Source organism: Streptomyces sp. NPDC037242 (assembly GCF_055604165.1).
Genome location: NZ_JBVJUY010000023.1, coordinates 1 through 17,287, shown reverse-complemented (window position 1 = coordinate 17,287; position 17,287 = coordinate 1). Strand labels below are relative to the sequence as shown.

General features: G+C 69.9%; 15 protein-coding genes and 2 CRISPR repeat arrays. Of the genes, 11 read left to right on the top strand and 4 right to left on the bottom strand.

The window, feature by feature from the left end:
• The 7 genes from ACZ7GJ_RS25235 to ACZ7GJ_RS25205 all read left to right on the top strand — a co-directional run bounded on the left by ACZ7GJ_RS25235 (position 1) and on the right by ACZ7GJ_RS25205 (position 9,481).
• A complete protein-coding gene (locus ACZ7GJ_RS25235) occupies positions 1-1,521 on the top strand; it encodes an SCO6880 family protein (protein WP_470754930.1) in 1,521 nt (506 codons plus the stop codon).
• Positions 1,521-3,080, top strand: coding sequence for a type VI secretion protein (locus ACZ7GJ_RS25230; protein ID WP_470754928.1), 1,560 nt, complete (start codon positions 1,521-1,523; stop codon positions 3,078-3,080). The genes ACZ7GJ_RS25235 and ACZ7GJ_RS25230 overlap by 1 nt, the downstream gene beginning before the upstream one ends.
• 1 nt (position 3,081) lies before the next feature.
• Complete coding sequence (locus ACZ7GJ_RS25225; protein ID WP_470754927.1) at positions 3,082-4,773, top strand: type IV secretory system conjugative DNA transfer family protein; 1,692 nt, start codon at positions 3,082-3,084, stop codon at positions 4,771-4,773.
• On the top strand, positions 4,770-5,288 hold the full coding sequence (locus ACZ7GJ_RS25220) for a hypothetical protein (protein ID WP_470754926.1): 519 nt from the start codon (positions 4,770-4,772) through the stop codon (positions 5,286-5,288). Before ACZ7GJ_RS25225 ends, ACZ7GJ_RS25220 begins: the two co-directional genes overlap by 4 nt.
• Positions 5,289-5,307: 19 nt before the next feature.
• Entirely contained in the window at positions 5,308-6,381 is a 1,074-nt protein-coding gene (locus tag ACZ7GJ_RS25215; protein WP_470754924.1) for a hypothetical protein, read from the top strand.
• Positions 6,382-6,625: 244 nt separating this feature from the next.
• A CRISPR array of direct repeats spans positions 6,626-7,337; the repeat unit is 28 nt; unit sequence CTGCTCCCCGCGCCCGCGGGGATGACCC.
• Between the two features lie 453 nt (positions 7,338-7,790).
• A complete protein-coding gene (locus tag ACZ7GJ_RS25210) occupies positions 7,791-8,393 on the top strand; it encodes a hypothetical protein (protein WP_470754922.1) in 603 nt (200 codons plus the stop codon).
• A 359-nt stretch (positions 8,394-8,752) separates the two neighbouring features.
• Complete coding sequence (locus ACZ7GJ_RS25205; protein WP_470754920.1) at positions 8,753-9,481, top strand: DUF6193 family natural product biosynthesis protein; 729 nt, start codon at positions 8,753-8,755, stop codon at positions 9,479-9,481.
• Positions 9,482-9,701: 220 nt separating this feature from the next.
• Here the strand turns inward: ACZ7GJ_RS25205 and ACZ7GJ_RS25200 are convergent, their stop codons facing one another.
• Together ACZ7GJ_RS25200 and ACZ7GJ_RS25195 are read right to left on the bottom strand one after the other, a co-directional pair.
• The gene (locus ACZ7GJ_RS25200; RefSeq protein ID WP_470754918.1) at positions 9,702-10,370 is read right to left on the bottom strand and encodes a nucleotidyl transferase AbiEii/AbiGii toxin family protein; all 669 of its coding nucleotides are present in this window, start codon (positions 10,368-10,370) and stop codon (positions 9,702-9,704) included.
• On the bottom strand, positions 10,367-10,732 hold the full coding sequence (locus ACZ7GJ_RS25195; RefSeq protein ID WP_470754916.1) for a hypothetical protein: 366 nt from the start codon (positions 10,730-10,732) through the stop codon (positions 10,367-10,369). The genes ACZ7GJ_RS25200 and ACZ7GJ_RS25195 overlap by 4 nt, the downstream gene beginning before the upstream one ends.
• Positions 10,733-11,180: 448 nt before the next feature.
• On the opposite strand from ACZ7GJ_RS25195, the gene ACZ7GJ_RS25190 reads away from it, so the two are divergent.
• The 4 genes from ACZ7GJ_RS25190 to ACZ7GJ_RS25175 all read left to right on the top strand — a co-directional run bounded on the left by ACZ7GJ_RS25190 (position 11,181) and on the right by ACZ7GJ_RS25175 (position 14,327).
• Positions 11,181-11,570 (top strand): hypothetical protein, encoded by a 390-nt coding sequence (locus ACZ7GJ_RS25190; RefSeq protein ID WP_470754914.1) that lies wholly within the window; start codon positions 11,181-11,183, stop codon positions 11,568-11,570.
• 217 nt (positions 11,571-11,787) lie between these two features.
• The gene (locus ACZ7GJ_RS25185) at positions 11,788-12,384 is read left to right on the top strand and encodes a hypothetical protein (RefSeq protein WP_470754912.1); all 597 of its coding nucleotides are present in this window, start codon (positions 11,788-11,790) and stop codon (positions 12,382-12,384) included.
• Positions 12,385-12,456: 72 nt separating this feature from the next.
• Positions 12,457-13,092 carry a hypothetical protein gene (locus ACZ7GJ_RS25180; protein WP_470754911.1) on the top strand — a complete coding sequence of 212 codons (636 nt, stop codon included), beginning with the start codon at positions 12,457-12,459 and terminating at the stop codon, positions 13,090-13,092.
• A gap of 635 nt (positions 13,093-13,727) precedes the next feature.
• Positions 13,728-14,327 (top strand): hypothetical protein, encoded by a 600-nt coding sequence (locus ACZ7GJ_RS25175; protein WP_470754908.1) that lies wholly within the window; start codon positions 13,728-13,730, stop codon positions 14,325-14,327.
• Positions 14,328-14,933: 606 nt separating this feature from the next.
• Positions 14,934-15,267: a CRISPR direct-repeat array (repeat unit 29 nt; unit sequence CTGCTCCCCGCGCACGCGGGGATGACCCC).
• A 61-nt stretch (positions 15,268-15,328) separates the two neighbouring features.
• Here ACZ7GJ_RS25175 and ACZ7GJ_RS25170 read toward each other — a convergent pair.
• Both ACZ7GJ_RS25170 and galE read right to left on the bottom strand, forming a co-directional pair.
• Positions 15,329-15,544: a hypothetical protein gene (locus ACZ7GJ_RS25170; RefSeq protein ID WP_470754907.1), complete on the bottom strand. Its 216-nt coding sequence runs from the start codon at positions 15,542-15,544 to the stop codon at positions 15,329-15,331.
• 561 nt (positions 15,545-16,105) lie between these two features.
• Positions 16,106-17,104 carry a UDP-glucose 4-epimerase GalE gene (gene galE / locus ACZ7GJ_RS25165; protein ID WP_470754906.1) on the bottom strand — a complete coding sequence of 333 codons (999 nt, stop codon included), beginning with the start codon at positions 17,102-17,104 and terminating at the stop codon, positions 16,106-16,108.
• Between the last annotated feature and the right edge of the window lie 183 nt (positions 17,105-17,287).

Sequence of the window (17,287 nt, the reverse complement as noted above, 5' to 3'; positions counted from 1 at the left end):
ATGTCACAACCCGTCTCCTACGGAGGCTGGCAGTCCGAGACGACCGGCTTCATGGGACGCCTGTCCGGGCCCGGCTTCGCGATGGTCGCCGCGGCCTCCCTGATCGCGCTCCTGCCGTTCAACGTCGGCTGGCAGGCCGGTTTCGTGTGCGTGCCGATCGCGCTGATCCTGCTCGCCCTCGCCTTCGGGCGGGTCATGGGACTCAGCGCCGACGAATGGATCTCTCTCGCAGTAAGGCACCAGATCTCCGTGGCCACCCGACGCAACCTCTTCTTCTCCGGCGCCTTCGCCCCCCGCTCCGCCAAGACCGGGCGTCAGCCGATGGACCTGCCCGGCATCCTCGCCCGGCTGCGGATCCTCGAGGCCCCCGACGGCCTCGGCGGACAGCTCGGCGTCGTCCACGACCCCGTCGCCGGTACGTACGCGGCCGTCGCCCGGATCACCTTCCCCGGCCTCGCCCTCGTCGACACCGACAAGCAGGCCTCCAGGGTCGCCGCCTGGGCGCAGTTCCTGCGCAGTTACTGCACCGAGGACTCCCCCGTCACCCGCATCGCCGTGCATCAGCGCTGCCTTCCGGACGACGGCGCGGCCCTGGCCTCCTGGACGGCCTGGCACGTCACTCCCGACGCGCCGGCCGCCGCCGTGACCGCGCTCGCCGAGTTGATGGACGGCGCCGGTCCCGCGGCCGCGGCACGCGAGACGTATCTGACGGTGACCCTCTCCGCGGCCCGGGCCCGCCTGGCCATCAAGGGCGCCGGCGGCGGGCAGACCGGGGCCGCGGCCGTCCTCGTCCGTGAGCTGCACGCGATGGGCCAGGCGCTGTCCACCGCGAGCCTGCAGGTCGTGGAATGGCTGCCGCCCCGCGCGGTGGCCCAGACCGTACGCAGCGCCTACGACCCCGAGTCCCAGCAGGTCCTCGCCACCCGCAACGCCGCGGCCGAGCTGCCCGGCTGGTCCGGCACCGCGCCCGGTGTCGACGTCGACCTCGCCGGGCCCGCCGCGACCGAGACGGCCTGGGGCATCTACCGGCACGACGGCGCCTGGTCGGTGTCGTACCAGGTCCGCACCTGGCCCCAGGCCGCCGTGTACGCGACGGTCCTGCAGCCGCTGCTGCGGCCGCGGCAGAACGCCCGCCGGGCCATGACCCTGCTGTACGAGCCGATCGGCCCGCGCCGGGCCCGCCAGGAACTCGCCCGCGACAAGGCCAAGCGGTCCTCCGCCCGCCACCTGCGGGCGAAGTCGGGCCGTGACGAGAGCGAGGACGAGCGCCGCGAGGAGGCCATCTCCCGGGCCCAGGACGCCGCCCGCGCCTCCGGTCAGGGCGTCGTGCGGATGACCGCCGTCCTGACCGTGACCGTCACCGACCTCGACGAGCTGGAGACCGCCTGCGCCGAACTGCAGGCCGATGCCGCCGCCTCCGGGCTCGAGGTACGCCGTATGTGGGGCGCCCAGGACACGGGATTCGCCACCGGAGCCCTGCCGCTCGGCCAGGGCCTGCCCGACCGCAGGACGGGGTTCTGATGGGCATCTTCTCCCGCCGCACCGCGGGCGACACCCTGCTGGAGGCCATCGGCATCGACGAGGCCGCCGGCGTCGCGGGCCGCCCGCCCGTACCCGTCCCGGCGCAGCGCACCGCCCGCGAACGCCGCCGGGCCCGCCTACTCGAGGATCCCGAGACCGCGATGCGCGTCGCGCCGAGGAAGGGCTGGAGCCAGCCCTTCTCCGGCCGGGCCGCCGCGATGCCCCGTACCGAGGTGGTGCGCGCCGACACCGCCAACGCCGCGGGCGTCTACCCGTTCCTGCACGCCGCGAGCCTGCCGCCGATCGGCGCGTACATGGGGCGCAACGTGCTGACCACGGAGGCTTTCAGCGCCCACCCCGCGGTCTGGGTGAAGGAGGGCCTGTGCACCAACCCCAACGTCATGATCACCGGCATCCCCGGGTCCGGTAAGTCCGCGCACGTCAAAGCCCTGGCCCTGCGACTGATGGCGTTCGGGCACCGCACGCTGATCGCAGGCGACGTCAAGGGCGAGTACCAGGCCCTGTGCCGCCACCTGGGCGTGGAACCCGTACGCCTCGGCCCCGGCCTGCCCGGACGCCTCAACCCCCTGGACGCTGGCCCGCTCGGCGCCGGCCTGGACCTCATCAAGGACCCCGCCGAACTGAAGTCCCGGCTCACCGAGATCCACCGCCGCCGCCTCACCCTCCTCAAGGCCCTGCTGGAACTACAGCTGCGCCGCACCCTGCAGCCCCAGGAAGAGGAAGCCCTGGATGTCGCCGTACGGGAGGTCACCGGTGAACTCCACGGCACGGGCACCACCCGCTTCGCCGTGCCCACCCTCCCCCTCGTCTACGACCGCCTGCGCGACCCCACCGAGGCCATGGCCCGCGAGCTGCGCATCCGCGACGGCGAAGTCCAGCGGGCCCGCGAGCAGATGGCCTCCATCCGATCCGCCCTCGGCGGCATGGTCACCGGCCACCTCGGCGGCCTTTTCGACGAGGAGACCTCCATCGGCCTGGACTGGGACGCCCCCATCCAGTCCGTCGACATCTCCGCCCTGCAGGAGTACGGCGACGAGACCGTGGCCATGGTCCTGTCCTGCGTGTCCACCTGGGCGCAGTCGGCCATCGACCAGCCCGGCCAGCGCCCGTGGATCGTCGTACGCGACGAGCTGTGGCGGCAGATGCGCTCCGGCGGCGCCACCATGGTCAAGAAGATCGACGCCGACCTGCGCCTGTCCCGGGCGACCGGCACCATCCAGGTCCTGGCCACCCACCGCCTCTCCGACTTCGAGTCGGTGGGCGCGGCCGGCTCCGAGGCCGTGGCCATCGCCCGCGACCTCATCGCCTCCTGCGAGACCCGCATCCAGCTCGCGCAGGACACCCGGCCCCTGCAGATCACCCGCGAAGCCATCGGCCTCACCGACTCCGAATGCAACCTCATCGGGTCCTGGGGCGCCGGCCAGCGCGGCCGCGCCCTGTGGAAGGTCGGCCGGGGAGGCGGCTCGCACGCCGTCCAGCTCATGCTCTCGCGCACCGAGGAACGCCTCTTCGAGACCGACGAGAAGATGGTGATCTGAGGTGTCCTCCGGACGCACCGGCGGCCCCGCCGCCGCGGGACTCGACGACAACAGCCTGCTCGCTGCATACGGCGCGGGCCTCGTCGTCACCGTCGGCGCCGCCGTTCTTGCGGCCGGACCGCTCGCCGGACTCCTGTCGGGCAACGGCTGGGTCCGCAGCACCGACAGCATCCCGGTCACCGTGATCTCGGCACTCGCCAAGGGGCCCGGTTCCGTCTACCACCCGGCCCCGCCCTCGTGGCTGTTCTACGCCCTCACCGTGTTCCTCGTGCTCGCCCTGGGAGCCCTGATCGTGAAGGCCGCCGGCGTGGTGTCGTCCTTCGGCGGAGGTTCCGGAGGAGCCCAGTGGGGAGGAGCCAAGATCGAGCGGAAGATGTCCGCGGCGAACGACCCGGCCAAGCGCCTCAACCGCATCACCGCCGGACGGGGCCAGCGCACCAAGGCGATCGTCGCCGCCCAGTCCAACATCTCCGCCACCGTCTTCGGAGTACCCGGTTCCTCGAAGACGACCGGCCTGGTCCTGCCCAACGCCGCCGAATGGCAGGGAGCCCTGGTGGTCACCACCACCAAGGCCGCCGACCTCGACGTCATCCACGCCCGCCGCCGCGCCATCGGCCCGATCTGGGTCATCGCCCCCGCCGGCATCCCCGGCCGCGCCACCGACCACTGGTCACCCGTCGAGTACTGCACCGACGCCAAGGCCGCCGACCGGATGGCAGCCTGGTCCGCCGAAGGCTCCTCCTCCGGCGACGACAAGCGGGCCGCCCCCTGGATCGACCAGGCCAAAAGCGTCCTCAAAGGCATCATGCTCGCCGCCAGGCTCTCCGGCGGAGGCATCAACGACATGCGTCGCTGGATCTCGCTCGGCAAGGACGCCGTCGACCATGTCCGCGCCATCCTCCTCGCCCACGGCTACAACGACGTCGCCGACGACTACGCATCCCCCTGGCTGCGCCTGCACGAGGACGGCATCGGATCCATCCAGTTCAGCCTCAACGTCCTCGCACGGGTCTTCGCCGACGAAGAAGTCCGCGAGACCTGCTCCCGCTCCGACTTCACCTTCGAACAATGGCTCGACGAGCGGGGCACCATCTGCATCATCGCCTCCGAGGCCGACGCGGACCGCTTCGCCCCGCTCATCAGCTCCCTGATCGCCGGCGCCATCCACGCCGCCGAATCCCGCTACAACTCCACCGGCAAGCCCATCAACCCCAGCGTCGGCATCCTCGTCGACGAAGCTGGCAACATGCTCCGCTACCCCCGGCTGCCCAACATCCTCACCACCGGCCGCGGCATGGGCATCACCCTCCTCACCGTCTGGCACGACCTGTCCCAGCTCCGCGAATCCCTCGGCGTGCAGAAGGCCAACACCGTCCTGTCCGCCAGCGGCCTGCGCATGCTGCTGCCCGGCTGCGGCGACCTGGAGACCCTGCGCTACTTCTCCGGCCTCTACGGGCGCACCGAGGTCATGAAGACCAGCCACGGCCGCTCCCGCGGGGAGCACTCCACCAACACCCAGGCCACCGAGACCGACCTCGCGCCGGTCCACTCCCTCCAGCAGCTCCCCGACTTCACCGCGATCGCCCAGTACACGAACCTGCCGCCGATCAAGGTCCGGATGCGCCTCACCTTCCGCGACAAGGACCTCAAGAAGCTCCTCGCCGAGCCCGGCCCCAAGGGAACGCGACCATGACCGACCCGCTGAACCCGGCCGACCTCTGGCCGATGCCACCCGGCGCGGCAGCCCAGCGGCCGGAGCCGCAGCGCTGGGTATGGGCCGCCATGGAACCCGCCGAACGACGCATGCGGATGCGCGAGCTCGGCGGATGGGTCGACTGGCTCCGCACAACCTTCGAACTCCACAACACGATCACCCACTGCTGGTACCGGCACACCGCGGTCGTCGAACACCTCACCGCCCTCTACGCCGGCTGGATGCGCACGTACGCCGGGGACGAAGCACCCGGGCGCGAACTCGCCGAAGCCGACTGGATCAACACCCTGCACGCCTTCGCCCCGCGCCTGCAGCTCGCCGCCTGCGCGACCGGTACCCACCAGGAGCCGCCGCTGATCGTGCCCCCGCCGGCCGGCAGCGACGAGGCCTTCGAGCTGTACCTGACGCTCTCCGACACAACCACAGCCCCGGCCACCCACCCCGCGGCCGCCGAACTCGCCCGCCGAGATGCCGAACTCAACGCCCCGCTCTGACCGCCAGGAGGCAGCCCCCATGGCCACACCCGTGAACCGGACGAGCACCCTGGAAGCCCTCGCCACGCGCCCACTGCCACTCTGGAAACCCGAAACCCAGCCACAGCGCCCCACCCCCGCAGCGGCCCCACTTGAGTTCGACTGGCCGGAACGCGAGAAACTGTGGGCCGCCTGGGAGGAACTCGTACCCACGGTCAGCGCCCGGGAGGTACGGGACGCGGTGTCCGCGGACATGGCCGCCCTCACCCCGACAGCGACACCGGCGACGGCAAAGCCCGCGCGAACAGCCGCCGTACCGGAAGCCGCCCCCGCGGCGGCAGCCGTCAGCACCGCCCTGACGGGCGTCGACGCCCACGCCGAACGCCTCAAAGACCTCCCGGAGTGGCAGCGGCTGCAGACCGTACGAGGCGCGCTGCACCACCTGTGGGACGTCATGAAGGAGAAGGCCGGCCCCGCCTGGGACGACCTGCGCGCCGACATCCGCTTCCAGGGGTTCTGGAAGACGGCGTCCATCCGCGCCTGCGAGGCCATCTCCTCGTGTGCGACGGCACTGGCAGCCCGCCTCGCAGGAGACCTCCCCACCGCGGACGCCCTGCTGAAGCTCTCCGACTCCGCCATCGTCTACAGCACAGCCGCAGCCACGGCCCCCTCGGCCGGCCAGCAGCTCGCCAGCAGCGGGGCGTACGCCACCCGCGAAGACGTCGTACGGGCCGCAGAAGAGGTCACGGCTCACTTCCAGGCATGGATCAGCAGCCCCATGGGCCAGGAACTCGCTGCCTCCAAGCACCCCAGGGTCACGGCGTTCCGGGACGCCTGGCAACAACTCCCGCCCCACGGCACCGGCCCGGCAGCCGCCCCGTACGGCGACGTCGCCCAGCGCGCCCGAGCCATGGTCACGGCAGCCGCAGCCTCGACCCGCTTCACCGCAGCCGACGTCCAGTCCCTCCACCGCCTGGCCGAATCCGCCGACACCCACTCCGCCCGCCTCGCGCTAACCCTGCTGCCAGCCACCGCGAAGTCGCCCGCCGCCGCGATGCCCCGGATCACCACTCCCCCACCGTCCAAAGCCAGGACCCCCCGTGCGTCGGCGTAGCGATATCGCCCGCGCCGAGAAGCCCCGACGCTGCACGGACGTACGAGCAGCCGCCCTGACGGGGAGGAGCCAGGATCCCCGCCAGTAGTCGGCAGCGGATTGAGCAAATGCGGCTGCCGCGAGGACCGGTGCGGGCTTACTCCCGAAGAAGGCACATCAAATCGCCGGTATGCCCCTTATGTCGGAGTCGGCGAAAGTGCTTCAGAAACGCCCGTCTCACGAATAGAGTGGCTGCTCACCGACCCTGCTCCCCGCGCCCGCGGGGATGACCCCACCTGGCTGACCTCGACCAAGCGACAGCTGCCCTGCTCCCCGCGCCCGCGGGGATGACCCCACATGGAACGCTCTGGCAATCCGCGGACGGCTCTGCTCCCCGCGCCCGCGGGGATGACCCACAGCTCACGTACCTCGTTGCGCCGCTAGGAAACTGCTCCCCGCGCCCGCGGGGATGACCCCGGCAACGAGGCGATCCTCTGGACCAAGACGCGGTCCAAGCTCGGCTGCTCCCCGCGCCCGCGGGGATGACCCCTGGCTCGCCGAGCACACCGACCGTCGGCTGGACTGCTCCCCGCGCCCGCGGGGATGACCCGGCGACGGCCGCGGGCCGCGCCCCAGTCGCGAACTGCTCCCCGCGCCCGCGGGGATGACCCCACCTCCACGACAACCCATCGGAGGCACACCATCTGCTCCCCGCGCCCGCGGGGATGACCCCCTGCGCAAATGGTGGGACGGGAACCGCGAACCGCTGCTCCCCGCGCCCGCGGGGATGACCCCATGCAGGAGGCCTTCCTCAAGGCCGAGGAGGACTTCTCCCCGCGCCCGCGGGGATGGACCCGCGTCGGCGAGCGCTCCTGAGATCGTTTCGAGCTGCTCCCCGCGCCCGTGGGGATGGACCCCGGTGCGGGATGAGGCCGCGGACAATGGCGTCCTTCTCCCCGCGCCCGCGGGGATGAACCATGGCCGAGCTCGTCCTGGCGGAGCCGGATGGACTGTTCCCCGGCACTCGCGGGGATGGACCCTCCACAGTGATGATGTCTGCGCCGAGGGTGCACTGCTACCCGCGCCAGCCCGTGGCGGGGTCGGTGCTCGTGATCTCGCTGCTGCTCCCCGCGTCTGCGGGGATGGTGCCAGGACTCTTGGAGGCGCGATCCTTCCAGCTCGTCGGCAGCCCTTCACGGCGGGTCTCTTGCGGCAGGGCCGCCGTGGGGAGGGCATGGCCGAGCAGCCTGGCGGTGACATAGAATTTCCCGCCCGTCGAAAACGGACTCGACTACCCCGTCAGTGTTGTCGACCTCATCGGCACCCCATGCGTTGCCCGGACTACGCGCGTGCTCAGCTGGAAACAGGCAAGCAGCAGCACCAGTGAAACCTGTTCGACCGGGACCCGAGAGTGAAGGGATCATGGGCGAATGCCGTCGACCGATGCAGCAGCCAGCGAACTACAGGACCGCGCCGCACTCTGGAGCGTGGGTGAGATCCCCGCAAGCGATGTCGTCAGCGCGGCTTGTGACGCGCTCGTCGCCGGCCTCGACAGCCCTGGACTTCGGGTGCTGGCAGCCTGCGCACGCGCCGAGGCGGACTACGACGTGCACTTCTTGCTCCCCGAAGCCCTCGATGAGCTCGGCCTCATTCTCCATCCGGCCACCAGCGAAGCCGGCCAAGAAGCTGCCGTGCGAGCGCTCGCACGCCGCATGCTGGCCGGCGGACTGAAACCTTGGGAGCTCACTTTCCGGATCAACCAGCGCTACGGGCATGATCTGCCCCTGACGGAACGGCTCGCCGAACTCGATGACGAGTACGGATTCCTCGAGCACGGCGACAAAGCAGCAGCCGAGATCGACGCTGAGGTCATGGCCGAAGCCCGCCGCCTCGCGGCAGTGCACCCCGGCGTTCCCACCGAACCCACAGACATCCCAGCTGATGGACACGAACCGACTCGCGAGTTCCCCCACGCGGAGCTCCCCGCGGACACCGGTGATCTCGGTCGAGACCGCCTACCAGGAGATTCGTAGTCATGTGCAGCCTTTGACCGACAACCGCCCCGCATCGCGGTCGGGTTGAATAGGACTCAGTGATCTACCTCGCGGCGACCAACCTGCTGACCTGCACCCTCCCCAGCGAATCCACCTCGACATGGCGCAGCGCGCGAACGTCGCCATCGTCTACTGGCCAGGTCACTGCACACAGGTGACAGCGCCAAGATCTTTTCCCCACGTACGGCCAGCAGTTCCCCGCTCACGGCTCCCACCGGCGGCCAGATACGCTCCCCAGTGCGCGAGCAACAGCCACCCGGAGTGACGTACGCACCCGTCCCCTACCGCTGTGCCTGATCGCGGTTCTCCTGGCGGCATTGCAAGGGCAGACTGTGCAGGTGGACTCCGATCTTTATCCTGACCTGGTTGCTGCGGGCAGCCTGACCGCAGCGCTGGAACAACTGGCGGCCGAACTCGATGTCGACCTCACGGTGGTTCCCTACGAAGGAGGTTCCCCCGTTACGGCGGGCATTGCCTCGTCGGTCCCAGGGCGCAAGCCGCTGTCCATCTACATCGGAGTAGACAGCCGCTCGTTCAGCGTCTCCGGATGGGGCCATGGCATTGAGCTCATTACCGGAGCCACGCCGGACCTGACGGATGTCGTCAAAGCCGGTCTGGCGTGGGCACAGGGCGGGGACCTGCGGGAGCTGCAGGTCGGGCTGCCCTTTCTGTACTTCAGTGAACGCGCCGAGGCGTACGAACGCGGGCCGGAGGCGGTGGTAGAGCTGCAGTGGCGGAAAATGCGGGAGCAGGCGGCGAAGGCCCCGGATTTCCCGGGGTTCGGCGCACTCGTAGAAGCGGCTCACGCCGATCCGCGGCTGCGACAGCTCTACGTGTACTCCAGCCATTGGACGCTCGGCTTCAGCTCCTGCACCGGATTCCCCTTCCGGGATGAGGTGGCCATCGTCCCCGCACACGACGGCAGCCCCTATCGCGTGGCGAAGCACCCGTACGCCAACACCATCGGCGAGACTGCCACGGTCGAGGATGCCGTCGCCTTGGCGGTGTCCAATCTCCCTACCGGCCTCGGCCCGGCCGTAGCAGGAACCGCCGAACGGGATGAGTAACACACCCGAGAAGAGTCACTGAGGGTCACCGATCTCGTGGCCAGTTACCTCCCCATCAGATGACCGCACGCGGGGAGATCCAACCGGCCACCCACACACAGGGGCCGTGGGCGGCCCCGCCCCTTCGTCAGCCCGACCCTCCGGTCGAGCGCACGTACCGCACGTCGTCGTCAGCAGTGGCCTCCAGGTCCGGATCCGCCAGAGGGATCCGTGGCGCGCGTCATCCCTCGTCGTCGAGGCCGTCGTGCAGGCGCCGGTCCAGGTCCTCGGCCCATCGCAGGGCCCAGAGGCGGAGCTCGGCCGTCTCGTCCTCGGTGAGGCCGTAGGCGGCGAATTCGGCGTCGTCCGCCCAGTCGGCCCCGGCGAGGCGGTCGCGGAGGTCGTGGAGGCGGAACTCGTCACGGCCGTGGCGCCGGCCGAGCCGTTCGAGGTCGCTGGTGGTGCGGTGGCGGGAGGCCGCGTGTACGTCGATCAGGTCGCGGACGGCGCCCCGGTCGGCCAGGGCGCGGACCTTCGTGCCGATGACGGAGTCGAAGGCGAGGACCGGCCCGTACTCGGTCTGGGCCGGCGGCGTCCAGAAGTGCTCCTTGAGGACGTCGACCTCACACTCCTCTCCCGTGTCCGGGTCGACGACCATCAGGCGGGCCGCGAGCGCGTCCACGTCGATCACCCGCACCTGCCAGCCCCGCGCGGCCAGGCCCTGCTCCAGGTCGGCGACGATGTCCGCCATCGGGGCCGGGTTCTCGGTGGCCACGTCCAGGTCCTGGCTCAGCCGCTCGACGAGGCCGTGGGCCTGGACGGCGTACCCGCCGGTCAGCACGAGCGGGTACGGGGTGCCGACGTCGATGACGGCGGCCAGCAGCCGGCGGTGCAGGTCGCTCAGTTTCACGCGGCGGCGGACCCGGCGATTGCGAGCTCGGGGAAGGCTTCCTCCCACACCTGCCGGATGTGCCTGCTGACCAGGGTGCGCAGGACGGGCCACTGCGCCAGGAGCAGGTCGCGGTTGAGCAAGGTTACGAGGTCCTCGTGCCGGCCCTCGGCCAGGACCGTGCGGTACAGGCCCATGCGCAGGCGCGGGCGGTCCAGGTCGTAGGCGCGCAGCCCGGACCAGGCGACATGCAGCGGCAGCTCGACCATGCCGTGCTGCGGGCCCGCGAGCTTTTCCAGCGAGGCGGGCAGCCGTCCCGCGTAGCGGGCGTGCAGCACCTCGGCCGCGGAAGGCGCCGTACCACTGGAGGAGAGCGTGACCATGGACCCGATTATCCCGCGTCCCGCCCGCCTCCGGTACCGCAGACGCGACACACCGGCCATCGGCCGCACCAGACATCCCGCCCCCGGCCCATCCCGGCTACGCCCCATCGCCGACACCCCGCAGACGAGCAGCACAGCCCCGCACTGCCGAGAGCCGGTCGGTCGGTCCTGATGAGCAGCGTTCGTCGGGTGGCGGCGCTCGCGCACCCCATGGTCGCCGACGTTTCCAAACCGGTGAGCCGGACAGTCACGCGTCAAGGTGACCGACGCGGATTCCCCCCTGCTGCCGCACCCGGCACCTACCGCGATCATACGAACGAAGCCGGGAGCTGCCCGAGCCTGCATGGTCTGACATCTTCGTGTGTCCGATTTGTGGGTGGCGGTCCACCTTGGGAGCGATAGGGCCTGGCTGAACTGCTTGTCGGAGCGATCTGGCACGCTGCTCGCCATGGCTGCAGACGACTTCATCGGGACCCAGGCCCCGGTCCGCAGGATTCTTGATCCAGACGAGGCGGTCGCCACGTTGGAGGGGGCTGTTCCCGGGCTGGTTGATCACCGCCGGCCGAAGCCTGCGGGGCTTGACTGGACCATCATTGAGGACGGCCTCGGCGTCATCTTGCCTTCCGACTTCAAGCGCCTGGCCGAGTGGTATCCCGCCTTCGCGCTCGACGACTTCCTCCTCGTCAGCCTTCCTGACCCGGGCAGGGAGATCTACCGCTTGCGGGCCATGCGGGATGCTCGGGACTGGTGGGACTCTGTTGATGCCGCCGACCTGCGCCTCCTGTTGAGCGACGTGCTGCATGGGCACGAAACTGAGGGTCCGCGTCATTCACGGTGACCATGGCCCAAGCCCTCGGTGTTGACGCTCGTGTGCGACGACACGATGAACATCAACTGGTCTCGGCCGGGCTGCGTGCGGCCCTGGGTTCGCTCTTCGTCGTCACGGTGTCGCTTGATCTCGTTCGGGTGAGGCCGCGGCTGTGTCCGGACTGGTTGATCAATCTCCGGGGCAGCGTGCAACACGAACCGCCCCTGGCGAAGGGGACAGGGCTCCGGTGACGCTGGTGGGATGCGGGAGGCAGCAGCACGTGATCGTCGTACCCAACATCGAGGACACCGAGCTGCCGTCGTGCCCGGCCTGCCAGGTGCCCCTGCGGCCGTGGGGCTTCGCCCGGGAGCGGGTGATCCGCCTGCGGGGCGGGCACGTCCGCCGGTTGCGGCCGAAGCGGGCCCGGTGCCGGCCCTGCCGCACCACCCACGTGCTGCTGCCGCCGTACTGCCTGCTCCGGCGCGCGGACAGCATCCACACCATCGCCGCGGCCCTGCTCCAGCACGCCGACGGGCACGGTCACCGCCCGATCGCCGAGCGCCTTCAGCTGCCCGCCGCGACGGTTCTCGGATGGCTCCGCCGGGCTGCCGCGCAAGCGGAGTTCTGGCGCCGTCAGGCCACCGTCCACGCTTACCGGCTCGACCCCGACGCCGGCCCCTTCGAACCGCGAGGAAACCCGCTCGCCGAGGCACTCGACGCCTTGGGCGAGGCAGCTCGTACCGCCCGACAACGCCTCGCGGCCTGGACGGCCGTCGACCCCTGGGGCGTTGTCACCCTGCTCACCGGAGGCCTTTTCCTCAGCTTGTCCTATAACCTTGGCTAGTTGTCAAAGCCGGGAAATACGGTCGAAATAATGAGGAACAGCACGTTGGAGCTTGTACCGGACGATGATCCGTTGGACGGGATGCGTCGGCTGCTGGAGCAGGACGACGCCATCTTGGGCTACGAGCCGCAGGACGGCTTCCCCGAGCGGTGCTGGGTTCTCCACACGGTCCGCCAGGGAGGCAAGCGGGTCCGGTGGAACGAGTTGCTGGCAGACGCCGGCAGACGCCTGGAGGACTGGCAGTACACCCCGTCCTGGAGAGTCCTGGACGATCTGGGCCTGTCCCAGGAGCTCGAAGGCCCGTCCCTTGGAGAGATCGACCGGGAGTGCCTGGCCCGCCTGGTCGAGATCCTGGCCCGGCACAGTCCTGACGGCCTGAGCACGCAGTGCCACTGGGCCCAGGCCGCCATCGAAGACCTCCCCGCCCCGATCCCGGCCCGGCGCGGACGCCTCGATCAGGCACTGGCCCACCGCGATGCCTGCGAGCCGCCTGACCGGACCGTCTCGAAGCAGTTCCCCGCGCACTGGTGGCCCCTGGACCGCTCCTGGTTCGTCCTCACCAACTGGGACCTGAGCGCAACGGAAGTCTTCGGCAGCCCGGCACTCATCGCCGACCTGCTCGCCGACGACGGGCTGGACGCCGTCCGCCACCCGAGCATCGCCGACGTGCAGCACAGCTCCGCACACTGGCGCGAGCAGGCGGACTGACAACACCGCGACCCGCGCCGTTCCTCGCCTGCCGGCCGAACGGCGCCGCGAACGTGATCGCTCGTTCGGCATGCCCCGACCGCGACAGCACGCACACGCAGCCGACACCGTGATGACGAACGCTCACTCCACAGAGTGAACCGCTTCAGCGTCCTCGTGAGCATCCTGAATGTCGCCGCCAAGGTCATCTTCCATGTCCGGCAACAGCCTCCCGTATCCGGCACCCGGCGGCTTGCTGCCTTGGGGCGAGTCATCAGAGGGAGACCGATTCTTGTGGAGCGCCATCGAGCGCAGCCCGCAACAGTGGCGGGTCACCGTCGCGTCTCGCAACGGGGGCTGGTGGCACTACGAAGGCGGAGCCGTACAGTTTCTGGCCGAGCTTTGTGACGGAACGCTGGAACCGTGGGCACTGCCCCCGGTTAGCCCAGAGGTCACCGATTCCTGACTGCCTACTTGTGAGGCCGCCATGCCGAATTCTGTGGTCGGGACGGGTGGTGCTGACGTTGTGTAGGCGAGGTCGGATGGCTCGATGTGTTTGGTCAGAGCAGGGGGTGAGTACCGCTCGGGGGGCTTGCGCGCCTTGGTGATTCGATGGGTCACGAGGGTGATGGCTGCCCAGGCGGCATCATGGGCGGGTGAATCCTCGCGACCTCGACCTCGTCATCGCTGCCGTACATGCCGTCGGCCCGTGCCCCGCCGACCAGGAGGCCGCTTGGACCGACCGGGTCCGGGAGCGCGCCGTCAGCCTCTACGTGCTCGGCGACACGGTCGGGCAGGACATCGCACGCCTGGACGCCGCGAAGCAGTTCACGGCGACGCTGCTGGACGTACGGGTGGAGGCTTCCAGCACCCGCGGTGTCCTGGTCTTGCGCAACACCTCCGGCGAGCTCGAGCAGCCGATCCGGACCGACCGTGGTGATTCAGAGGCCGGCCGGGCGATGATCGAGCGCGCCCGAGCCCTGGTCGGCCACCGGGTCCGGGTCTACCGGCTCAACGAGCGCATGGCCTCCAACGCCAAGCTGGAGGTCCGCATCGTCGTGCACCTCGCCGACTTCGGTGTCGACACCGACCCGGTCAACGAGAACAGCGCGAAGCAGAACGTCCTCGCCGCCGCGGAAGGCGACACCTCCGTCGCGCAGCAAGCCTGGGCGCAGGCCGGCCTGCCGGAGTCCGGTTCCGTGTCCGTACGGCAGTTGGCCGATGCCCTGGCACAGCTGCCGCACGCGGAGGCTTAGATGTCATTTCTGGCGTGATCGTTGGTCGAACGGTGAATGAAGGATCTCGTTGAACGGCTGCTGCCAGTTGCTCAATGCCTGTCGTCATGGTGCTGGCCTGGCCTGGCGTGCGGCGCTCGGGGCCGCGTCGGCCGTGGGCATGGCCGCGGTGACGTTCGTCGTGAATGGGCCCCTCCAGGTCGCGCGGCGAACCGGGGTCAGAACACGCCGTGCAGGGCGTTCTCGGCGAACCCTTAACCCGTCGTCGTCCCGCGCGTCCTGGGAAGAGCTCCGGAAGGCCCGCGGGCCGAACGTACGTCTCGTTGTCTGGTTCCACTGACGTACGGCTGTGCGCGCTACTTGGCCAAGTCGCGCGGAGGTACGGGGAGAGCGGCTATCGCGGCAACTGGGGCGAGCACTTTGCCCGCCTCGAACTCGAAGCCCTCAGAGAGGCCTGGCACTGGAACCGCCCCGTGGAAGACACCTGAGCCTGGCCTTTTCCCAGGTCGACGTCGACGCCGCAATGGCCTCTGTTAGGCGCTATCTGGGATTAAGACCTATATGGCGGAATCTGAGGAAGTGCTGCAAACGAGCCTGCAGCCGCCGTAAAGTGCCAGGTCCGTCAGCCTGCTCCCCGCACACGCGGGGATGACCCCTGGCCGACCAACGACGACACCTCCAACGAGGGCTGCTCCCCGCACACGCGGGGATGACCCCTTGGTCAAGCCGGGGAAGGCTCTGGAGGTCGTCTGCTCCCCGCGCACGCGGGGATGACCCCTACCGGCCTACCCGGCTCTCAGGAGGGGGCCGCTGCTCCCCGCGCACGCGGGGATGACCCCACCGGGCTCCGCCGTTTATCAGCGGCCCCGGGCTGCTCCCCGCGCACGCGGGGATGGCCCCCAGATCATCACCCTCGGCACCAGCAAGTTCGTCTGCTTCCCGCACCTGCGGGGATGAACCCCGCGAGGCCAGGGCGAAGGCCGAGGCCGTCTCTTGCTCCCCGGATCCGAGAGGATCGCGGGTCAGTCCCACCAGAGCACAACGTGCAGGTGTCGCTCGGCTACGTCGAGGTAGAAGTCACGAAAGGCATTGAAGTGCTCGAACAGGTATGCCCTCAGACTTCCGGTAATGGAGCCCACCTGGTCAATCAAGGAAGCACGGTCACGCTCGTCGGCTGGCAGGGCGGCGAGAAGGACGGGCATGTCGATCTGGCGAAGCAGCTCCGAGACGTGTGCCACTTGAGAGACACCCAGGCCGGTGGGGGCACCCCCGAAGGGGCTATGGCATGCGGGTGGGTGTCGAGGAAGCCGAGGTCCAGAGCCGTGTCGCCGTCGGTGGGCCAGCGCAGGGCATCGAGATGGACCTCTTCGAGTCCGGCCACCTCGCCGCAACGTTTCAGCAGAGCCGATGCCCAACCCGGCTCCAGCGCGTCGTGCGCCGGTGGAGCCCAGACACCTCTCGAGATGCGGGCGAGCTGCTGAGTAACGGCCATGACGGCAGTGCCCTGCCGCTTCGGCCGGATTGGAGTGCTGTAGGCGTCGGTCTGGTCTGGGACCACTGCCACGATCACGGCACGGCTACCTGCGCGGCCCGGAGTGCGCCAGCCGCAACACTTACAAGGGGAAGAGCACCGTCCGCTCCTTTCTGTGGGACAAGGAGGGCGCGACGCCGGACGAACACCCCCTGCCTGCTGACCTGGAGGCTCGCACGCAACCACATGAGGCATGAACCCAGAGTCCACCAGTGTGCCCGCGTCGAGCGCAGGGGTACTGGTGGCTCCGGGATGGTCCGTCAGTGGTTCATTCGGGGCCGATCACGGTGTCGCGCTTGGCGTACCAGCGCAAGGAGTCGCGGATGCCCTCGGTGATGGAGTGCTCGGCTTTCCAGCCGAGGAGATCTTGAGCGAGGTCGACGCGTGCGTAGGCGCCGGCGGAGTCGCCGGGCCTCCGGTCGGTCTCGATGGTGGTCAGCGGTGTGCCGGTGACAGAGTCGAAGGCGGCGATGAGTTCGCGGACCGTGGTGCCCTGGCCGGTGCCGAGGTTGATGACCCGGTACGGATCGGCCGCGGTGATCTGGGCGAACTGCTGGAGCGCTGCGACGTGCGCCCGGGCGAGGTCCCAGACGTGGATGTAGTCGCGAATGCCGGATCCGTCACGGGTGGGGTAGTCGGTGCCGGTGATCGAGAACGGCTCTCCCGCGTGGTGGACGTCGATCATCTTGCCCAGGGCGTGCGTGGGCGTGCGGATCTGCAGGCCGGTACGGAGCTCGGGGTCGGCGCCGATCGGGTTGAAGTAGCGCAGGGAGATGACGTTGAGGACTTTGGAGGCGGCGACGTCGCGCAGGATCGTCTCAAAGAGCATCTTCGTGCGGGCGTAGGGGCTGAGGGTTTCCAGCGGTGAGTTCTCGTCGACGGAGAAGTCTTCGGGGTCGGCCTGGTAGATCGAGGCTGAGCTGCTGAACAGCAGGTTGTGGCAGCCGTTGCGGACCAGGTGCTCGAGGAACTGGATGCCCTTGGAGACGTTCTCGCGGTAGTAGCCGAGCGGGTTGGCGACGGAGTCGGGGACGACGATGAGGGCTGCGCAGTCGACGGCCGCGCTGATGTCGGGGTGCTCGGTGAAGACGCGGTCGACGAGGGCGCCGTCGCAGATGTCGCCCTCATAGAAGACCCTGCCCTCGGTGAATGCGCGGCGGCCTGTTGCGAGGTTGTCCAGGATGACGGGGGTGATGCCGTTGTCGAGGCAGGCGGAGGCGATGGTGGAGCCGATGAAGCCGGCGCCGCCGGCGATCAGGACCTTCAAGGTCGTCGTTCCGTTCGTCGGTTCGGTCGTCCCCGCCGAGGCGGTGGGGAGCGCTCGAGACAGTGGCCGTCCAAGGCCTGCACCCACCCTGGGGGGGGGGGGGGGGGGGGGGGGGGGGGGGGGGGGGGGGGGGGGGGGGGGGGGGGGGGGGGGGGGGGGGGGGGGGGGGGGGGGGGGGGGGGG